The sequence below is a fragment of the Variovorax sp. GW822-FHT04E09 genome (assembly GCF_058800845.1).
The window spans coordinates 568763-584476 of the sequence record NZ_JBXAMR010000004.1 but is presented as its reverse complement, the minus strand read 5'-3'; the positions used below and the strand labels follow the sequence as shown (position 1 = coordinate 584476).

General features: G+C 66.5%; 14 protein-coding genes. 6 read left to right on the top strand and 8 right to left on the bottom strand.

The annotated features are described in order from the left end of the window. The first annotated feature begins 91 nt into the window (after positions 1-91). A complete protein-coding gene (locus AC1RL8_RS19780; RefSeq protein WP_369644503.1) occupies positions 92-1324 on the top strand; it encodes a pyridoxal-phosphate dependent enzyme in 1233 nt (410 codons plus the stop codon). 27 nt (positions 1325-1351) lie between these two features. Here AC1RL8_RS19780 and AC1RL8_RS19775 read toward each other — a convergent pair whose 3' ends face one another. Then, positions 1352-1660, bottom strand: coding sequence for a DciA family protein (locus AC1RL8_RS19775; RefSeq protein WP_062474543.1), 309 nt, complete (start codon positions 1658-1660; stop codon positions 1352-1354). A gap of 204 nt (positions 1661-1864) precedes the next feature. Here AC1RL8_RS19775 and secA point away from each other — a divergent pair, with 204 nt between their 5' ends. From secA to AC1RL8_RS19750, 5 genes are read left to right on the top strand one after another with little or no spacing between them, the layout of a single operon-like run. Then, entirely contained in the window at positions 1865-4651 is a 2787-nt protein-coding gene (gene secA, locus AC1RL8_RS19770; protein ID WP_492685754.1) for a preprotein translocase subunit SecA, read from the top strand. A 35-nt stretch (positions 4652-4686) separates the two neighbouring features. Then, positions 4687-5916 carry a bifunctional glutamate N-acetyltransferase/amino-acid acetyltransferase ArgJ gene (gene argJ, locus AC1RL8_RS19765; protein ID WP_492685755.1) on the top strand — a complete coding sequence of 410 codons (1230 nt, stop codon included), beginning with the start codon at positions 4687-4689 and terminating at the stop codon, positions 5914-5916. Next, positions 5913-6788, top strand: a complete 876-nt coding sequence (locus tag AC1RL8_RS19760; protein ID WP_307696286.1) for an ATP-binding protein — start codon at positions 5913-5915, stop codon at positions 6786-6788. The genes argJ and AC1RL8_RS19760 overlap by 4 nt, the downstream gene beginning before the upstream one ends. Next, positions 6785-7234 carry an NUDIX domain-containing protein gene (locus AC1RL8_RS19755; protein ID WP_492685756.1) on the top strand — a complete coding sequence of 150 codons (450 nt, stop codon included), beginning with the start codon at positions 6785-6787 and terminating at the stop codon, positions 7232-7234. Before AC1RL8_RS19760 ends, AC1RL8_RS19755 begins: the two co-directional genes overlap by 4 nt. A gap of 37 nt (positions 7235-7271) precedes the next feature. After that, complete coding sequence (locus tag AC1RL8_RS19750; protein WP_307637095.1) at positions 7272-9236, top strand: acyltransferase family protein; 1965 nt, start codon at positions 7272-7274, stop codon at positions 9234-9236. Between the two features lie 39 nt (positions 9237-9275). On the opposite strand, the gene AC1RL8_RS19745 is transcribed toward AC1RL8_RS19750, so the two are convergent. The 7 genes from AC1RL8_RS19745 to AC1RL8_RS19715 all read right to left on the bottom strand — a co-directional run bounded on the left by AC1RL8_RS19745 (position 9276) and on the right by AC1RL8_RS19715 (position 15713). Further along, complete coding sequence (locus tag AC1RL8_RS19745) at positions 9276-9485, bottom strand: DNA gyrase inhibitor YacG (protein WP_062474531.1); 210 nt, start codon at positions 9483-9485, stop codon at positions 9276-9278. 8 nt (positions 9486-9493) lie between these two features. After that, on the bottom strand, positions 9494-10249 hold the full coding sequence (gene zapD / locus AC1RL8_RS19740; protein ID WP_070063618.1) for a cell division protein ZapD: 756 nt from the start codon (positions 10247-10249) through the stop codon (positions 9494-9496). Positions 10250-10285: 36 nt separating this feature from the next. Beyond that, entirely contained in the window at positions 10286-11317 is a 1032-nt protein-coding gene (locus tag AC1RL8_RS19735) for an alginate O-acetyltransferase AlgX-related protein (RefSeq protein WP_062474527.1), read from the bottom strand. A 6-nt stretch (positions 11318-11323) separates the two neighbouring features. Continuing rightward, positions 11324-12817 carry an MBOAT family O-acyltransferase gene (locus tag AC1RL8_RS19730; RefSeq protein ID WP_095949377.1) on the bottom strand — a complete coding sequence of 498 codons (1494 nt, stop codon included), beginning with the start codon at positions 12815-12817 and terminating at the stop codon, positions 11324-11326. 76 nt (positions 12818-12893) lie between these two features. Next, positions 12894-13505: a dephospho-CoA kinase gene (gene coaE, locus AC1RL8_RS19725; protein WP_492685757.1), complete on the bottom strand. Its 612-nt coding sequence runs from the start codon at positions 13503-13505 to the stop codon at positions 12894-12896. Between the two features lie 13 nt (positions 13506-13518). After that, positions 13519-14484: a prepilin peptidase gene (locus tag AC1RL8_RS19720; protein ID WP_492685758.1), complete on the bottom strand. Its 966-nt coding sequence runs from the start codon at positions 14482-14484 to the stop codon at positions 13519-13521. Continuing rightward, positions 14484-15713, bottom strand: a complete 1230-nt coding sequence (locus tag AC1RL8_RS19715; protein WP_492685759.1) for a type II secretion system F family protein — start codon at positions 15711-15713, stop codon at positions 14484-14486. Before AC1RL8_RS19715 ends, AC1RL8_RS19720 begins: the two co-directional genes overlap by 1 nt. Position 15714 lies beyond the last annotated feature (1 nt).

Sequence of the window (15714 nt, the reverse complement as noted above, 5' to 3'; positions counted from 1 at the left end):
GAAATCCGCTGCAATGGGATGAACTCCCGTATCGTGGATTTTGTTGATTTTGAATAAGATTCGGTCACATTTATTAACGAGTCAACGATCCGTGACCCCATCGCCCGTCCTGGACTTCAAGTTCACCGCGCCGCCGGAGAGCCCTGCGCAGACCTTCCTGCCGGGGCGGCCGGCCGGGGTGCTCGGCCGCTCGTTCACGCCGCAGCGCAATCCGCGCCTGCAGGGGCTGCAGTGCCTGCGCTGCGACGCGCTGTACCCGGTCACGCTCGCCAACGACGGCTGCCCGGCCTGCCGGCAGGCCGGCTTTCACGTCGGGCTGCGCGCCAGCTACCGGCCCGGCGGCCCGGACGTGGTGCCGATGCCGTACGTGCAGGGCTTTTCGCTCGGCGAGGGCAACACGCCGCTGCACGACATGCCCGAGCTCGCGCGGCAGTTCGACATCGCGCGCCTGAGCATCAAGGACGAATCGCGCAACCCCACCGGCTCGCCGAAAGACCGGCTGACCGCGATGGGCGTGGCGCAGGCGCTGGACGCCGGGGCCCACACGCTGGTGCTCGCCTCGTCGGGCAACACGGCAGTGTCGGCGGCGCACTACGCCTGGGCCGCGGGGCTCGGTTGCGAGGTGGCCTCCTACGAGGCGATGCCCGCCACCTACGCCCGCCAGCTCGACGCGCTGGGCGCGCGGCGCTATGTGTTCGCCGACAACACCGGCCGCTGGGGCTTCGTGCGCGAGCGCTCGCAGTACCCGGGGTATTTCGCGCTGTCCAACTACCGCCTGCCGGCACTGGGCAGCGCACCCTTGGGCGTGGAGGGCTACAAGGCCATCGCCGAAGAGTGCCTGAAGGACGGCGGCCTGCCCGACCACGTCGTGGTGCCGACCGGCCGCGGCGACATGGCCTGGGGCATCTACGCCGGCTTTCGCGAGCTGCTGGCGGCGGGGCGCATCGCGCGCCTGCCGCGGATGTGGCTGGTCGAGCCCTTCCCGCGGCTGTCGCGCGTGCTCGGCGGCGGGGCGCTCAACGGCAGCTACCCCGGTCGCACGGCGCAGCTGTCGAGCGCGGGCGCGACGGTCACGTATCTGCAATGGCAGGCCGCCACGGCCAGCGGCGGCGGGGCGGTGGTGGTGGGCGACGACGAGGCCCGCGCGGCGCGGCGGCTGCTCACCGCGGCCGGCGTGAGCGCCGAACTGGCGGCAGCGGCAGGCCTAGGGGCTGTGCGACAACTGCGCGAGGCCGAGACCATCGCGGCCGATGCGCATGTCGTGATGGTGCTGACCTCCGACGCGTCGAGCGACCCGAGCTGGCCTGACCGCGCCGTGGCCTGAGCCGCGCGTGCCGTGCAACCCCGGGGCTCAGCGCCCCGTGTGCACCTTGATGCGGATCGTCGCGACGTCCCAGCCCCGGTTCTTCAGCCGCGTGACCAACATCGGCGACAGCTGCCGCAGCTTGGCGGCCGCGGCGCTGCCCTTGACCAGCAGGCACCAGACATCGCCCTCGGCTGGCCCCGGCTGGATGGCCGCGCGCATGGCCGGCGGAATCAACCCTTCGATCGCCTTCAGCCGCTCGGCCGTGTCCCGCGCGCGCGCCATCAGGCTCCCCAGGGTGGGGGCGCCTGCCGCAGCATCGTGCAGTGAAATGGCGGGGGGCAGTCGGCGATACATGGGTAATCCAGGGGTTAGAAACAAGACAGCTAAAATGCCCGGTTTGCCGACGCGTGCGTCGGCGTTTGTTCCGGAACGGGGCCATCCGACTTCGAGACTTGCGAAGCTTGCATTCGAAGAAGGTGCGCCCAACTGCTTTCACCATATCTTAGGGAATCCGGTCGCAGTGCCTGTCGTGTCAGGTGCCCGCCCCTCTCCACGCCCATGGCAACCAACTTCCTGACCCAGATCTTCGGCAGTCGCAACGACCGGCTCCTCAAGCAGTATCGCAAGACGGTGACGCGCATCAATGCGCTCGAACCCGAATTCGAAAAGCTCAGCGACGACGCGCTGCGCGCCAAGACGCAGGAATTCAAGGACCGCATCGCCAAGGGCGAGTCGCTCGACGACCTGTTGCCCGAAGCCTTCGCCACCGTGCGCGAAGGCTCCAAGCGCGTCATGAAGATGCGCCACTTCGACGTCCAGCTGCTCGGCGGCATGGCACTGCACAACGGCAAGATCTCCGAAATGCGCACCGGCGAAGGCAAGACGCTGACCGCCACGCTGCCCGTGTACCTGAACGCGCTGTCCGGCAAGGGCGTGCACGTGGTCACGGTGAACGACTACCTGGCCAACCGCGACGCGACCTGGATGGGCCGCCTGTACAACTTCCTGGGCCTGTCGGTCGGCATCAACCTGCCGCAGATGCCACGCGAAGAGAAGCAGGCCGCCTACGGCAGCGACATCACGTACGGCACGAACAACGAGTACGGCTTCGACTACCTGCGCGACAACATGGTCTACGAGCCCGGCGACCGGGTGCAGCGCGGCCTGAACTTCGCGATCGTCGACGAGGTGGACTCCATCCTGATCGACGAGGCCCGCACGCCGCTGATCATCAGCGGCCAGGCCGAAGACCACACCGACCTGTACCTGGCGATCAACAAGGTGGTGCCGCTGCTCAAGAAGCAGGAAGGCGAAGCCGATCCGCGCACGGGCGAGGGCGTCACAGTGCCCGGCGACTTCACGGTCGACGAAAAGACTCACCAGGTCTTCCTGACCGAAGACGGCCACGAGAACGCCGAGCGCATCCTGGGCGAGCTCAAGCTGATCCCCGAAGGCGCGTCGCTGTACGACCCGGCCAACATCACGCTGATGCATCACCTGAATGCCGCGCTGCGTGCCCGCCACCTGTACCACCGCGACCAGCACTACGTGGTGCAGCAGGGCGAAGTGGTCATCGTCGACGAATTCACCGGCCGCCTCATGAGCGGCCGCCGCTGGAGCGACGGCCTGCACCAGGCCGTGGAAGCCAAAGAAGGTGTCGAGATCCAGGCCGAGAACCAGACCCTGGCCTCGATCACCTTCCAGAACTACTTCCGCCTGTACGGCAAGCTGGCCGGCATGACCGGCACGGCCGACACCGAGGCCTACGAGTTCCAGGAAATCTACGGTCTCGAGACCACGATCATTCCGCCGAACCGCATCAGCAAGCGCGACGACCAGCTCGACCGCGTCTACAAGACCACGCGCGAGAAATACGAAGCGGCGATCCAGGACATCCGCGAGTGCTACGAGCGCGGCCAGCCGGTGCTGGTGGGCACCTCGTCCATCGAGAACTCCGAAATCATCGACGCCCTGCTCGAGAAGGCAGGCCTGCCGCACCAGGTGCTGAACGCCAAACAGCACGCCCGCGAAGCCGACATCGTCGCGCAGGCCGGCCGCACGAAGATGATCACCATCGCGACCAACATGGCCGGCCGCGGCACCGACATCGTGCTGGGCGGCAACATCGAGAAGATGATCGAGGCGATCGAGGCCGACGAAGGCCGCGACGAAGCCACCAAGCAGGCCGACATCGCCCACGTGCGCGCCGAGTGGACCAAGGACCACGAGTTCGTGAAGTCGCTGGGCGGCCTGCGCATCATCGCCACCGAACGCCACGAGTCGCGCCGCATCGACAACCAGCTGCGCGGCCGTTCGGGCCGCCAGGGCGACCCGGGCTCCTCGCGCTTCTACCTGAGCCTGGACGATCCGCTCATGCGCATCTTCGCGGGCGACCGCGTGAAGGCGATCATGGACCGCCTGAAGATGCCCGACGGCGAAGCCATCGAGGCCGGCATCGTCACGCGCAGCATCGAGAGCGCGCAGCGCAAGGTCGAGGCGCGCAACTTCGACATCCGCAAGCAGCTGCTCGAGTACGACGACGTGTCGAACGACCAGCGCAAGGTGATCTACCAGCAGCGCAACGACATCCTCGACGCGGCCGACCTCACGGCGCAGATCGCCGCGCTGCGCGAAGGCTGCTTCACCGACCTCGCGCGCCAGTACGTGCCGCGCGAATCGGTCGAGGAGCAATGGGACCTCGACACCCTCGAGAAGAGCCTGTTCACCGAGTGGGGCATCGACATGCCGCTCAAGCAGCAGGTCGAGGCCGCCGATGCCATCTCCGACGAGGAAGTGGTCGAGAAGATCGTGGCCTACGCCAACGAGAGCTTCGACGCCAAGGTTGCACTCATCGGCCAGGAGAACTTCACCCAGTTCGAACGCATGGTGCTACTGCAGAGCATCGACACCCACTGGCGCGAACACCTGGCCTCGCTCGACTACCTGCGCCAGGGCATCCACCTGCGCGGCTATGCGCAGAAGCAGCCCAAGCAGGAATACAAGCGCGAGGCCTTCGAGCTCTTCGGCCAGCTGCTCGACTCGGTCAAGAACGAAGTCACGCGCCAGCTCATGACGGTGCGCGTGCAGTCGGGCGAACAGCTCGAGCAGGCGGCCGAGGAAATGGAAAGCCGCGGCGAGAACGTCTCGAACATCACCTACACCGCGCCCACCGAGACCGGCGAGGTCGAGGTGCGCGTCGACGAAGAGAACCAGCGCCGCCTCGCGGCCGTCGGCACGGGCGCCCTGAGCGCCGAAGCCGCCGCCTTTGCGCGCGTCGGCCGCAACGACCCCTGCCCCTGCGGCAGCGGCAAGAAGTACAAAGCGTGCCACGGCAAGCTGAACTGAGCTGAAGTCCCGCACCTTTCATTGAGAGAAATCCCATGCCCGTGAACCTGTCCGCTCCCGATCCCGCCGCCTTGTTCGCGGTGCCCGGCGTCCGCATCGGCGTGGCCGAAGCCGGCGTGCGCAAGGCCAACCGCAAGGACCTGACCGTCGTGCTGATCGACGAAGGCTCGGCGGTCGGCGGCGTGTTCACGCAGAACCGCTTCTGCGCCGCCCCGGTGCAGGTCTGCCGCGACCACCTGAAGGCCAACTACGGCATCCGCGCGATGGTGATCAACACCGGCAACGCCAACGCCGGTACCGGCGAAGACGGCCTGATGCGCACGCGCTCCACCTGCATCGCGCTGGCGCGCCACCTGGAGCTCGCTCCCGAGCAGATCCTGCCGTTCTCGACCGGCGTGATCATGGAGCCGCTGCCCGTGGACCGCATCGAGGCCGGCCTGCCGGCCGCGCTGGCCGATGCGTCGGAAAACAACTGGGCCCGTGCCGCCGAAGGCATCATGACCACCGACACGATCCCCAAGGCGTTCAGCCGCCAAGTGCAGATCGGCGGTGCCACGGTCACCATCACCGGCATCAGCAAGGGCGCCGGCATGATCCGTCCGAACATGGCGACCATGCTCGGCTTCATGGCGACCGACGCGAAGATCGACCCGGCGCTGATCCAGCCGCTGGCCACGCAACTGGCCGACGCCTCGTTTAACCGCGTGACCATCGACGGCGACACCTCGACCAACGACTCGTTCGTGGTCATCGCCACGCAGAAGGCCGCGCACGCGACCATCACCTCGCTCGACTCGACCGACGGCCAGGCGCTCGTGGCCGCGATGCGTGACGTGGCCCGCCTGCTGGCGCAGGCCATCGTGCGCGACGGCGAAGGCGCGACCAAGTTCATCACCATCCAGGTCGACGGCGGCAAGGACGGGGCCGAGTGCCGCCAGGTGGCTTATGCCGTGGCGCATTCGCCGCTGGTCAAGACCGCCTTCTTCGCCAGCGACCCGAACCTGGGCCGCATCCTGGCGGCCGTCGGCTACGCCGGCATTGCCGACCTCGACCAGACCGGCATCGATCTGTTCCTGGACGACGTGCACGTGGCGGTGAAGGGCGGGCGCAACCCGTCGTACCGTGAGGAAGACGGCCAGCGCGTGATGAAGCAGAGCGAAATCACCGTGCGCATCGGCCTGGGCCGCGGCACCGCCAGCGACACCGTGTGGACCTGCGACTTCAGCCACGAATACGTGACCATCAACGCCGACTACCGGTCATGAACGAGCAGTTCCAGAAGCTCATCGAGCGCGCCGAACAGCTCATCGGCCGCATCGAATCGATCCTGCCGCAGCCGCTGGCCGCGCCCGCCGACTGGAGCGCCTCCATCGCGTGGCGCTACCGTCGCCGCAGCTCCGGCCATGGCGTGCTGGAGCCCGTGAAGCACGTGGCCACGATGGCGCTTGATTCGCTGAGGGAAATCGACGTCCAGAAGGAAAAGATCGAGCGCAACACGCGCCAGTTCGTCGAAGGCAAGCCGGCCAACAACGTGCTGCTGACCGGCGCACGCGGCACGGGCAAGTCGTCGCTGATCCGCGCCTGCCTGCAGGCCTACGCGCCGCAGGGCCTGCGCCTGATCGAGGTCGACAAGGCCGAGCTCACCGACCTGCCCGACATCGTCGAGGTGGTGTCGCAGCGTCCCGAGAAGTTCATCGTCTTCAGTGACGACCTGAGCTTCGACGAGGGCGAGCCGGGCTACAAGGCGCTCAAGTCGATCCTCGACGGCTCGATTGCCGCGTCGACGCCCAACGTGCTCATCTACGCGACCAGCAACCGGCGCCACCTGCTGCCCGAGTACATGAAGGACAACCTCACGTACAAGCACACGGACGATGGCGAGGTGCATCCGGGCGAGGTGATCGAAGAGAAGATCTCGCTGTCGGAGCGCTTCGGCCTCTGGGTGAGCTTCTACCCCTTCAGCCAGAACGAATACCTGACGATCGTGGGCCAGTGGCTCTCGTCGTTCGGCGTCGACGACGCGGCCATCGCGGCGGCGCGGCCCGAGGCGCTCGTGTGGGCGCTGGAGCGCGGCTCGCGCAGCGGCCGCGTGGCCTACCAGTTCGCGCGCGACTACGCAGGACGGGCCGGCGCGTGAGCGAGACGGCACGCAAGCACACCGAAGTGGCCGTCGGCGTGCTGATCCGGCTGGCCGACGAGGCGCTGCTGCTCACCACGCGCCCCGAAGGCAAGGCCTATGCAGGCTACTGGGAGTTTCCGGGCGGCAAGATCGAGGCCGGTGAAACGGTCGAGGAAGCCCTGCGCCGCGAGCTGCAGGAAGAGCTGGGCATCACCATCGGTGGCGCCGAGGTCTGGAAGGTCACGGAGCACGACTACCCGCATGCGCTGGTGCGCCTGCACTGGTGCAAGGTGACGGACTGGACCGGCGAGTTCGAAATGCGCGAAAGCCAGGCCATGGCCTGGCAGCAATTGCCGCTCGACGTGGCGCCGGTGCTGCCGGGCGCGCTGCCGGTGCTGGCGTGGCTGGTCGAGGAACGCGGCCTGCCCGCGTCGGCCGCCGAGGCGGTGTCGAGCGTCGCCTGACGACGCACGGCACGACCGTGGTCCGGAAGTAAGAGATATGCATCCCAAGTACCGTGCCGACATCGACGGCCTGCGCGCCGTGGCCGTGGCCTCGGTCGTCATCTTCCACGCGTTCCCGAAGCTGCTGCCGGGCGGCTTCATCGGCGTCGACATCTTCTTCGTGATCTCGGGCTTCCTGATCACGACGATCATCATGCAGAGCCACGCGGCCGGCGATTTCAGCTACCGCGACTTCTATGCGCGGCGCATCCGCCGGATCTTCCCCGCACTGATGCTGATGCTGGCGGGCGTGCTGGCCTTCGGCTGGTACGTGCTGCTCAACAAGGAATTCGTCGAGCTGGGCAAGCAGGCGCTGGGCGGCGTGGGCTTCGTGGCCAACTTCGTCTTCTGGAGCGAGGCCGGCTACTTCGACACGGCCGCCGAGACCAAGCCGCTGCTGCACCTGTGGTCGCTGGGCATCGAAGAACAGTTCTACATTTTCTGGCCGCTGCTGCTCGGGCTGGCCTGGCGCCGGCGCTGGCCGATCGTGCGCGTGCTGTGGGTCCTGGCGGTGGTGTCGTTCCTCATCAACGTGACGACGATCCACCCGTTCCGCACGGCGGCCTTCTATTCGCCGGCCTCGCGCTTCTGGGAGCTCATGGTGGGCGGCATCCTGGCCTGCATGCGGATGAAGCCGTCGGCACCGAGCGTCTGGCGCAGCCATGTGCAGTCGGTGCTGGGCGTGGGCCTGATCGTGCTGGGCCTCGTGATGATCCGCAGCGACAAGGCCTTCCCCGGCTGGTGGGCGCTGCTGCCGACGCTGGGCGCGGTGAGCTGCATCGCGGCCGGCCCGACGGGCGTGCTGAACAAGTACTTCCTGTCGAACCGCGCGATGGTGTGGATCGGCCTGATCAGCTATCCGCTGTACCTGTGGCACTGGCCGCTGCTGGTGTACGCGCGGATCGTCAAGGGCGCGGAGCCGTCGGTGGGCACGCGCGTGACGATGGTGGTCGCGAGCGTGCTGCTGGCCTGGCTGACCTACCGCTTCATCGAGCGGTTCACGCGGGCCCGCCTGGGCGCGGGCATGCTGCGCACGCTCGTGGGCACCGGTGCCTTCGTGGCCGTGGCCGGCGTGGCCGTGCTCAACGGCCTGCCCGCACGCCACAACAGCGAGCTGCTGCAGAAGGTGACCGACGCGACGGTGGACGGCGACTACTACGCCGGCTTTTCCTCGGAGAACTTCGGACCCTACGCGGTGAATCGCATCGGCAACGGCGCCCGCAAGGTGCTGCTGATCGGCGACAGCCACGTCATCGAATACGGCCCGCGCGCCGCGGAGCTGGCACGCCTCGCGCCCGAGCGCATGGCGACCACGTACTTCTTCACCTACGGCGCGTGCCCGGCCATTCCGAACGTCTTCGCCGAGCAGAACCCCGGCTGCGGCCCGGCCCGCGACCAGTGGATGGCGATGGCACGCGACCCGCAGATCGACACCGTGCTGATCGGCAGCTGCTGGAACTGCTACTTCACGGGCGACTTCCCGCTGGACTATGTGCTGCGCGCGAACGGCGCGTCGCTCTCCCTGACCCGCGGCGACCGCGCCGGCATCGAGCCCTCGCTGGCGGCGCTGCAGGCCTGGGTGACCGAACTGGTCAAGCAGAAGAAAAAGGTCTATCTGCTGCTGGACAACGCGCTGGGCGACGACTTCGAACCCCGCCGCATGATCGAGGGCAGCCGGCTGCGCACGCTCTCGGTGGTGGGCAATTCGCCGACCGCGCCCGTGCTGGCTGACCAGGTGAAGCTCAACCAGCGGCTCCTGCAGATCGCGGCCGCCAGCGGCGCGGAGGCGATCGACGTGCTGGGCGCCCTGTGCAAGGACGGCCAGTGCCCGCGGACCATGCCCGACGGTGCGCCGGCCTACAAGGACCACGGCCATCTGCGGCCTGCGTTCACGCGGCAGTTCGCGACCTACCTGGACAAGGTGTTCCTGGAAGAGGGCGTGCAGCCCGCGGCAGCCAACTGACGGCCCCGCAGCCCTGGGCTGCGGCGGCGTGCATGCAATCTATTGCTGCAGCTTGGGATCGCCGAAAGGCTCTTCGTCGGGCGGTGTCTCCGCCGGCATCCTGAATTCCTCGGTCGCCCAAGCGCCGAAGTCGATGCCCTTGCAGCGTGCGCTGCAGAACGGCCGGAACGGGTTGCGCTCCGCATAAATGCTGTCGCCGCCGCAGGTCGGGCAGCGGACGATGCGTTCGTCTTCTTTCTTCTTGCTCACACCGGGCCTCACGCGCAGAGGGTCAGTTCGAAGGGGGTGTCTTCCGTGCTCGGGTGCAGGCGGTCGTCGGCCTCGTGCCGCATGAGCCGCACCGAGACCATGAGGCGGTTGCCGCTGATTTCCGGGACCAGGCCCAGCTTGGGATCGATGCGCAGCCGCAGCAGCTGGAAGCTGCGTCCCTGCGGCAGGTTCTGCTGGAACTGCCCGTGGGTGGCGATCACCTTGTAGGGCACGTCGGCGTCGCGCAGCAGCTTGAGCAGCAGGTAGATCGACGAGGCCAGCGGCGACAGCGTGTTCGACCAGCGTTCCAGGTCGGCGCGGCGGCTGGCCGGCGTGCGGTGCTGCCACGCGTAGTAGGCGGGCAGGTCGAACTCGCAGGTGCCGCCCGGGATGCCGGCGCGGCTGCGGATGCTCATGAGCCACTCGTTCTCGGTGAGTGCCTGTCCCGCCTTGCCGGCCACGCCGTTGAGCGCGCTGAAGTTGCGTTCGAGCTGGTCGACCACCTGGTTCAGCACCGTCTCGGCGATGGCCGGATTGCCCCGGTAGCTGTTGAAGACGTTCTTGTGCTTGTCGAGGTCGCGCAGCACGTCGGCCTTGAGGTCGGCGCGCGCCGCCACGTCCATGATCTCGAAGATCGTGACCAGGGCGTAGTGGTGCGAAAGCGGCGATTCCGAGGGCACCAGTTCCCCGAGGCGACGGAACAGATGCTCCAGCCTCAGGTACGTGCGGATGCGCTCGTTGAAGGGGTACTCGTAGAGGATCACGCGTATTTGTCGGTTTCCTGTCGCGGAATCATAACTTCAGGGCGATTTGGAAGGGGGTGTGGGCATCACTTCACGCACCGCGGCCAGCATGCGCTCGCCGAGTGCGAGCTGTCCGTGCATGGACATGTGCGTGTCGTTCGAGAAGTAGAAGTCGCGGATCTGCGTGTGCTTTTCGCGGGTGAAGGCGTAGAGGTCGGGGCCCAGCTTCGCGTCGCGGAAGCCGCTTTCGAAGTCCTTCGAGAAATCGGGCTTGAGGTAGACCGTGGTCTTGTTGGGCACCACCATCCACAGGAGCGGGATGGTGCTGTGCGCAGCGGTGAAGTTCTTCATTCGCGCCAGCGTGTCGGAGGTCAACGGGCCATTGTCCTCGTCTTCCTGGAAGAAGGGCATCCGGTCGCACTGGCGATGCGAGAAGAATTTGCAACCGTCGGGGACTTTCCTTACCCAGGTGTCACGATCGAAATAGGTGTCTACCGGCGAGTTCTTGGCCTTCCACGTGTGGTAATAGGTCACGACGCCGGTCATGTACTGCACTTCCCAGTTGGGCGCGAAGGCCGGCACGGTCTCGTCGGGCTCGATGAGGGGCTCGGCCTTGGCGCTGTAGGGGAAGATGGTCTTGCCATCCTTGCAGCGCTCGCTGTAGCGCATGCGCATGTCCAGCAGGCGCTCCACGCTTTCGATGATGACCAGCTTGCCCTTGAAGCCGGAGTCATGGACCCACTGGCTGAAGTCGCCGCACAGCGATTCGCCGTACTGGCCCCAGTAGGAGGTCGAGACCCGGTAGCCGGCCTTGGCAAGCACGGACTGCCAGCGGTGCGTCATGGAGAAGCTGTCGCCGACGACCATCACGTCCGCCTGTTCGATGGGTGTGCTGGCGAGGTAGACCGGGTCGACCTTGGGCGGCGGGTCGCGCCAGCCGAACTCGCGTTCGGACAGGCGCCCGATGCGCGTGAGGTCGCCGTAGGGCACCGGGCTGGTGAGCGAAATGATCCACAGGGCCATCAGGACGAAGTAGCCGAAGAGGAAGAACCGCAGCCAGACTTTCGCGGGCGTCGTGGTCGTCGTCATGTCGAATCAGAATTGGAAATAGAGGAAGGGGCTGTAGCCGCCCAGCTTCGAAACGCACCACGCGAACAGTGCGAAGGTACCGATGGCGAGCACCACGGTCGACAGGCGGGCCATCACCGGGCGGCCGGCCATCGACTTCGGGTGGGGAATCCAGCGCTCCAGGGTGATGGTCGGCGGCAGCGTCAGGCAGATGACGATCGCCACCAGCATGAGCTGGAAGAACTCCGGCTTGCGGAACGGCACCTTGCCGAACTCGCTGAACGCCGAGACCGGTGCGCCGTGCAGGCCCAGCATGCCCTTGTAGATGGACATGGCCGTGTTCATGCCGTCGGCGCGGAAGACGATCCAGGCCACCACCACGCACAGGAAGGTCAGCAGCCAGCCCAGCACGCGCGCGATGCGCCCCGGGGTGGCGTTGCGGCGGACCTTGGCGTTCCAGAGGTGGTTGACCATCAGGAACGCGCCGTGCATCGCGCCCCAGACCACAAAGGTCCAGGCCGCGCCGTGCCACAGGCCGCCCAGCAGCATCGTGAGGAACAGGTTCAGGTAGCGCCGCGCCGGGCCCTTGCGGTTGCCGCCCAGCGGCACGTAGAGGTAGTCGCGCAGGAAGGTCGACAGCGAGATGTGCCAGCGGCGCCAGAACTCGATGATGTTGGTCGACTTGTAGGGCGAGCGGAAGTTGAGCGGCAGCTGCACGCCCAGGCACATCGAGAGGCCGACGGCCATGTCCGAGTAGCCCGAGAAGTCGAAATAAATCTGCAGCGTATAGGCCAGCGCACCGAACCACGCGGTGTACAGCGTGGGCTCGATGCCCTTGTGAACGCCGTTGAACATCAGGTCGGCGTACTGCCCCATGGGGTCGGCGATCAGCAGTTTCTTGGCGAGGCCGAAGACGAAGATCGTGAGGCCGATGGCGACCTTGTTCGGGTCCATCCGGTAGGTCGCGGGGTTCGCGAACTGCGGCATCATCTGCGCGTGGTGCAGCACCGGGCCCGCGATCAGGTGCGGGAAGTAGGTGACGAACAGCATGTAGTGGATGAAGCTGCGCTCATGCACCTTGCCCTGCCAGCAGTCGACCAGGAAGGCGATCTGCGTGAAGGTATAGAACGAGATGCCGATCGGCAGCACGATGTGCACCAGATCGATCGGCGTGAGACCCGCGGCGACCAGCCCGGCGTCGACGTTTTCCAGGAAGAAGTTGGCGTACTTGAAGACGGCGAGCACGCCCAGGTTGATCACCAGCGCGGTGATCAGCAGCGTCTTGCGCTTGCGGTCGTTGCGGCCCGGCGCGGGTGTCAGCTGCAGGCCGAACCAGTAGTTGACGCAGATGGAGCCCAGCAGCAGCGGCAGGGCCTGCATGCTCCACCAGCCATAGAAGAACAACGAGGCCAGTCCGAGGAAGCCGGCGGCGGCGCGGGTGTTGCGCTTGCCGATCAGGAAGAACCCGATCAGGACCAGCGGGAAATAGACAAAAATGAAGGGATACGAGTTGAAAAGCATCTCGGGGAGGGCACTGCAGTGGCGAGCGCCTTTTTGTCGTAATCGTTATAGAGCCGCCGGGGCGGCTGGTCTCCGATTATCGCGTGGTGGCCGCAGCCCACAGCTTCCAGAGACCCCGCACCTCGGTGCCCAGTTCCGCGAGCGTCAGTGACTCGTTGTAAATCACGGCGTCGGCGGCGGCCCGGCGCGCCTTGCGCGGCGCCTGCTGGGCGATCACGGCGCGCACGGCCTCGGGCTCCCATCCCGAGCGGGCGACCACACGCTGCAGCTGCGTGTCTTCGCGGGCATCGACCACCAGCACGCGGTCCACGAGGGCGCGCCAGCGGCCGGATTCGACCAGCAGGGGGACGTCGAACACGACGACGGCGTCGTCGCCGGCCGCGGCGGCCTGGCGTTGCGTCTCGGTGCCGATCAGCGGATGCAGGATGGCTTCGAGGCGGAGCTTGGCGCCCGCGTCGGCGAACACCAGCTGGCGCATGGCGGCCCGGTCGAGGCTACCGTCGGGCGCGATGACGGAAGGGCCGAATGCGGCCTCGATGGCGGGCATCGCGATGCCGCCGGACTGCGCGATGCGGCGTGCGATGGCGTCGGTGTCGACCAGCACCGCGCCTTCGGCCACCAGCAGCGACGCGACCGTGCTCTTGCCGCTGCCGATGCCGCCGGTCAGGCCGATGCGCTTTACCGCCATGCCGCTGTCGTTCTCAAAGGGCCAGGGCCCCGAAAGGGAAGGCGAAGGGAATCCACTGCTTGACGACGGCGGGACCAGCCACGAGGCAGATCAGGCCGGCGCCGGCCAGGAAGGGGCCGAAGGCGATGGGAATGTCCTTGTGGGCCAGCTTGCCGGCGAAGCGCAGCGTGAGGCCGATCACCGCGCCCACCACCGAGGAGACGAGGATGATCGCAATGAGGTAGTCGGCGCCGAGCCAGGCGCCCAGAGCGGCGAGCAGTTTGAAGTCCCCATGTCCCATGCCTTCCTTGCCTGTGGCCAGACGGTAGGCATGGTACACAAGCCACAGGCTCAGGTAGCCGAACACGGCGCCCCAGACCGCGGTGTTCAGGCTGACGCCGGTCCAGCCCATGGCGGCACCGACCAGGCCGAGCCAGAGCAGCGGGTAGTTCAGGGCGTCGGGCAGGAACTGGGTGTCGAAGTCGATCAGAAACTGGCAGATCAGCACCGCGCCGAAGGCCGCCCAGAGCGCGCCCGTGGGGGTGATGCCGAAGCGGTGCGCGCACAGGGCGAACAGCGCACTCGTGATCAGTTCGACGAGCGGGTAGCGGGGGCTGATCGAGGTCTTGCAGCTGGCGCACCGGCCACGCAGCACGAGGTAACTGAGCACCGGGATATTCTGGTACCAGCGGATCTTGTGGCCGCACGCACCGCAGCGCGAGGCGGGGCGCGTGAGGTCGAAGGGCGGGAGCTTCTCGAGCGCTTCGGCGGCCTTGTCGGCGGCCGCCTCGAGCCCTGCGGGCGGTACCGCCTTCGGGCCGAAGACCAGCGACCAGAGCGAAGGCACGTCCTTCGACGATATGAGGTTGGCGACCGCATCGCTCAGCCAGCCCCGGTACATCATGACCGGGGTGCGGTAGATCACCACGTTGAGGAAACTGCCGATCAATAGCCCCAGCACACCGGCCAATGCGGTGTCGAACCCTTGCGACACCAGCATCAGACGACCTGGCCGAGCTTGAAGATGGGCAGGTACATCGACACCACGATGCCGCCGATGATGACGCCCAGGAACACGATGATGATGGGTTCCATCAGGCTGGAGAGGCCGGCGACCATGTCGTCGACTTCGGACTCGTAGAAGTCGGCGGCCTTGCCGAGCATGTGGTCGATCGAGCCTGATTCCTCGCCGATGGCGGTCATTTGAATCACCATCGAGGGGAACAGGTTGACGTTGGTCATGGCCGTCGTGAGGCTGGTGCCGGTCGAGACCTCCTGCTGGATCTTGGCGGTGGCATCGCCGTAGACCGAGTTGCCCGATGCGCCGCCCACGGAGTCGAGAGCCTCCACCAGCGGTACGCCGGCTGCGAACATGGTGGCGAGCGTGCGGGTCCAGCGGGCGATGCAGGATTTCTCTATCAGCGTGCCGAAGATCGGGAGGCGCAGCAGCAGACGGTCCATGAATTTTTGGACGCGTTCGTTGCGTTTCCAGGCCTGCAGGAAGAAGTAAGTCCCGCCGCCGATGACTCCAAAGATCAGCCACCAGTAAGAAACGAAGTACTCGCTGATGGCCATCACAATCAGCGTCGGTGCGGGTAGGTCGGCGCCGAATGAAGTGAACACTTGCTTGAAGGCGGGAATCACGAAGATCATGATGATCGCCACCACAATGAAGGCTACGACGACCACTGAGGTTGGGTACATCAACGCCGACTTGATCTTCGACTTGATCGCTTCGGTTTTCTCCATGTACGTCGCGAGACGATCCAGCAACTCCTCCAGAATACCGGCCGCTTCCCCGGCTTCCACGAGGTTGCAATAGAGATTATCGAAGTACTTCGGAAACTTGCGAAAAGCAGCCGACAGCGAGGTGCCGGTCTCGACGTCGCTGCGGATGTCGTTCAGCAGCTTGGCGACGCTCGGGTTCGCGTTGCCGCGCCCGACGATGTCGAAGGCCTGCAGCAGCGGTACGCCCGCCTTCATCATGGTCGCGAGCTGGCGCGTGAAGATCGCGATGTCCTTGGGCTTGATCGCCTTGCCCGAGCGCATGCGGCGCTTCTTGATCTTGGAGGCCAGCACGCCCTGGCGACGCAAGGCCGCCTGCACCTGGTTCTCCCCGGCGGCGCGAAGCTCGCCGCGCACCAGCTTGCCGTTGCGGTCCTTGCCTTCCCATTCGAAGACGAATTCCTTGTGCGTGACCTGGGAGCGGGAGGATGCCACTGTTGCCATT

Bases quoted from the DNA above. Each gene is read 5' to 3' on its own strand.
- AC1RL8_RS19715 (WP_492685759.1), bottom strand. From the start codon at position 15,713: ATGGCAACAGTGGCATCCTCCCGCTCCCAGGTCACGCACAAGGAATTC.
- AC1RL8_RS19735 (WP_062474527.1), bottom strand. From the start codon at position 11,317: ATGACGACGACCACGACGCCCGCGAAAGTCTGGCTGCGGTTCTTCCTC.
- argJ (WP_492685755.1), top strand. From the start codon at position 4,687: ATGCCCGTGAACCTGTCCGCTCCCGATCCCGCCGCCTTGTTCGCGGTG.
- secA (WP_492685754.1), top strand. From the start codon at position 1,865: ATGGCAACCAACTTCCTGACCCAGATCTTCGGCAGTCGCAACGACCGG.
- AC1RL8_RS19720 (WP_492685758.1), bottom strand. From the start codon at position 14,484: ATGCTGGTGTCGCAAGGGTTCGACACCGCATTGGCCGGTGTGCTGGGG.
- AC1RL8_RS19730 (WP_095949377.1), bottom strand. From the start codon at position 12,817: ATGCTTTTCAACTCGTATCCCTTCATTTTTGTCTATTTCCCGCTGGTC.
- coaE (WP_492685757.1), bottom strand. From the start codon at position 13,505: ATGGCGGTAAAGCGCATCGGCCTGACCGGCGGCATCGGCAGCGGCAAG.
- AC1RL8_RS19775 (WP_062474543.1), bottom strand. From the start codon at position 1,660: ATGTATCGCCGACTGCCCCCCGCCATTTCACTGCACGATGCTGCGGCA.
- AC1RL8_RS19750 (WP_307637095.1), top strand. From the start codon at position 7,272: ATGCATCCCAAGTACCGTGCCGACATCGACGGCCTGCGCGCCGTGGCC.
- AC1RL8_RS19760 (WP_307696286.1), top strand. From the start codon at position 5,913: ATGAACGAGCAGTTCCAGAAGCTCATCGAGCGCGCCGAACAGCTCATC.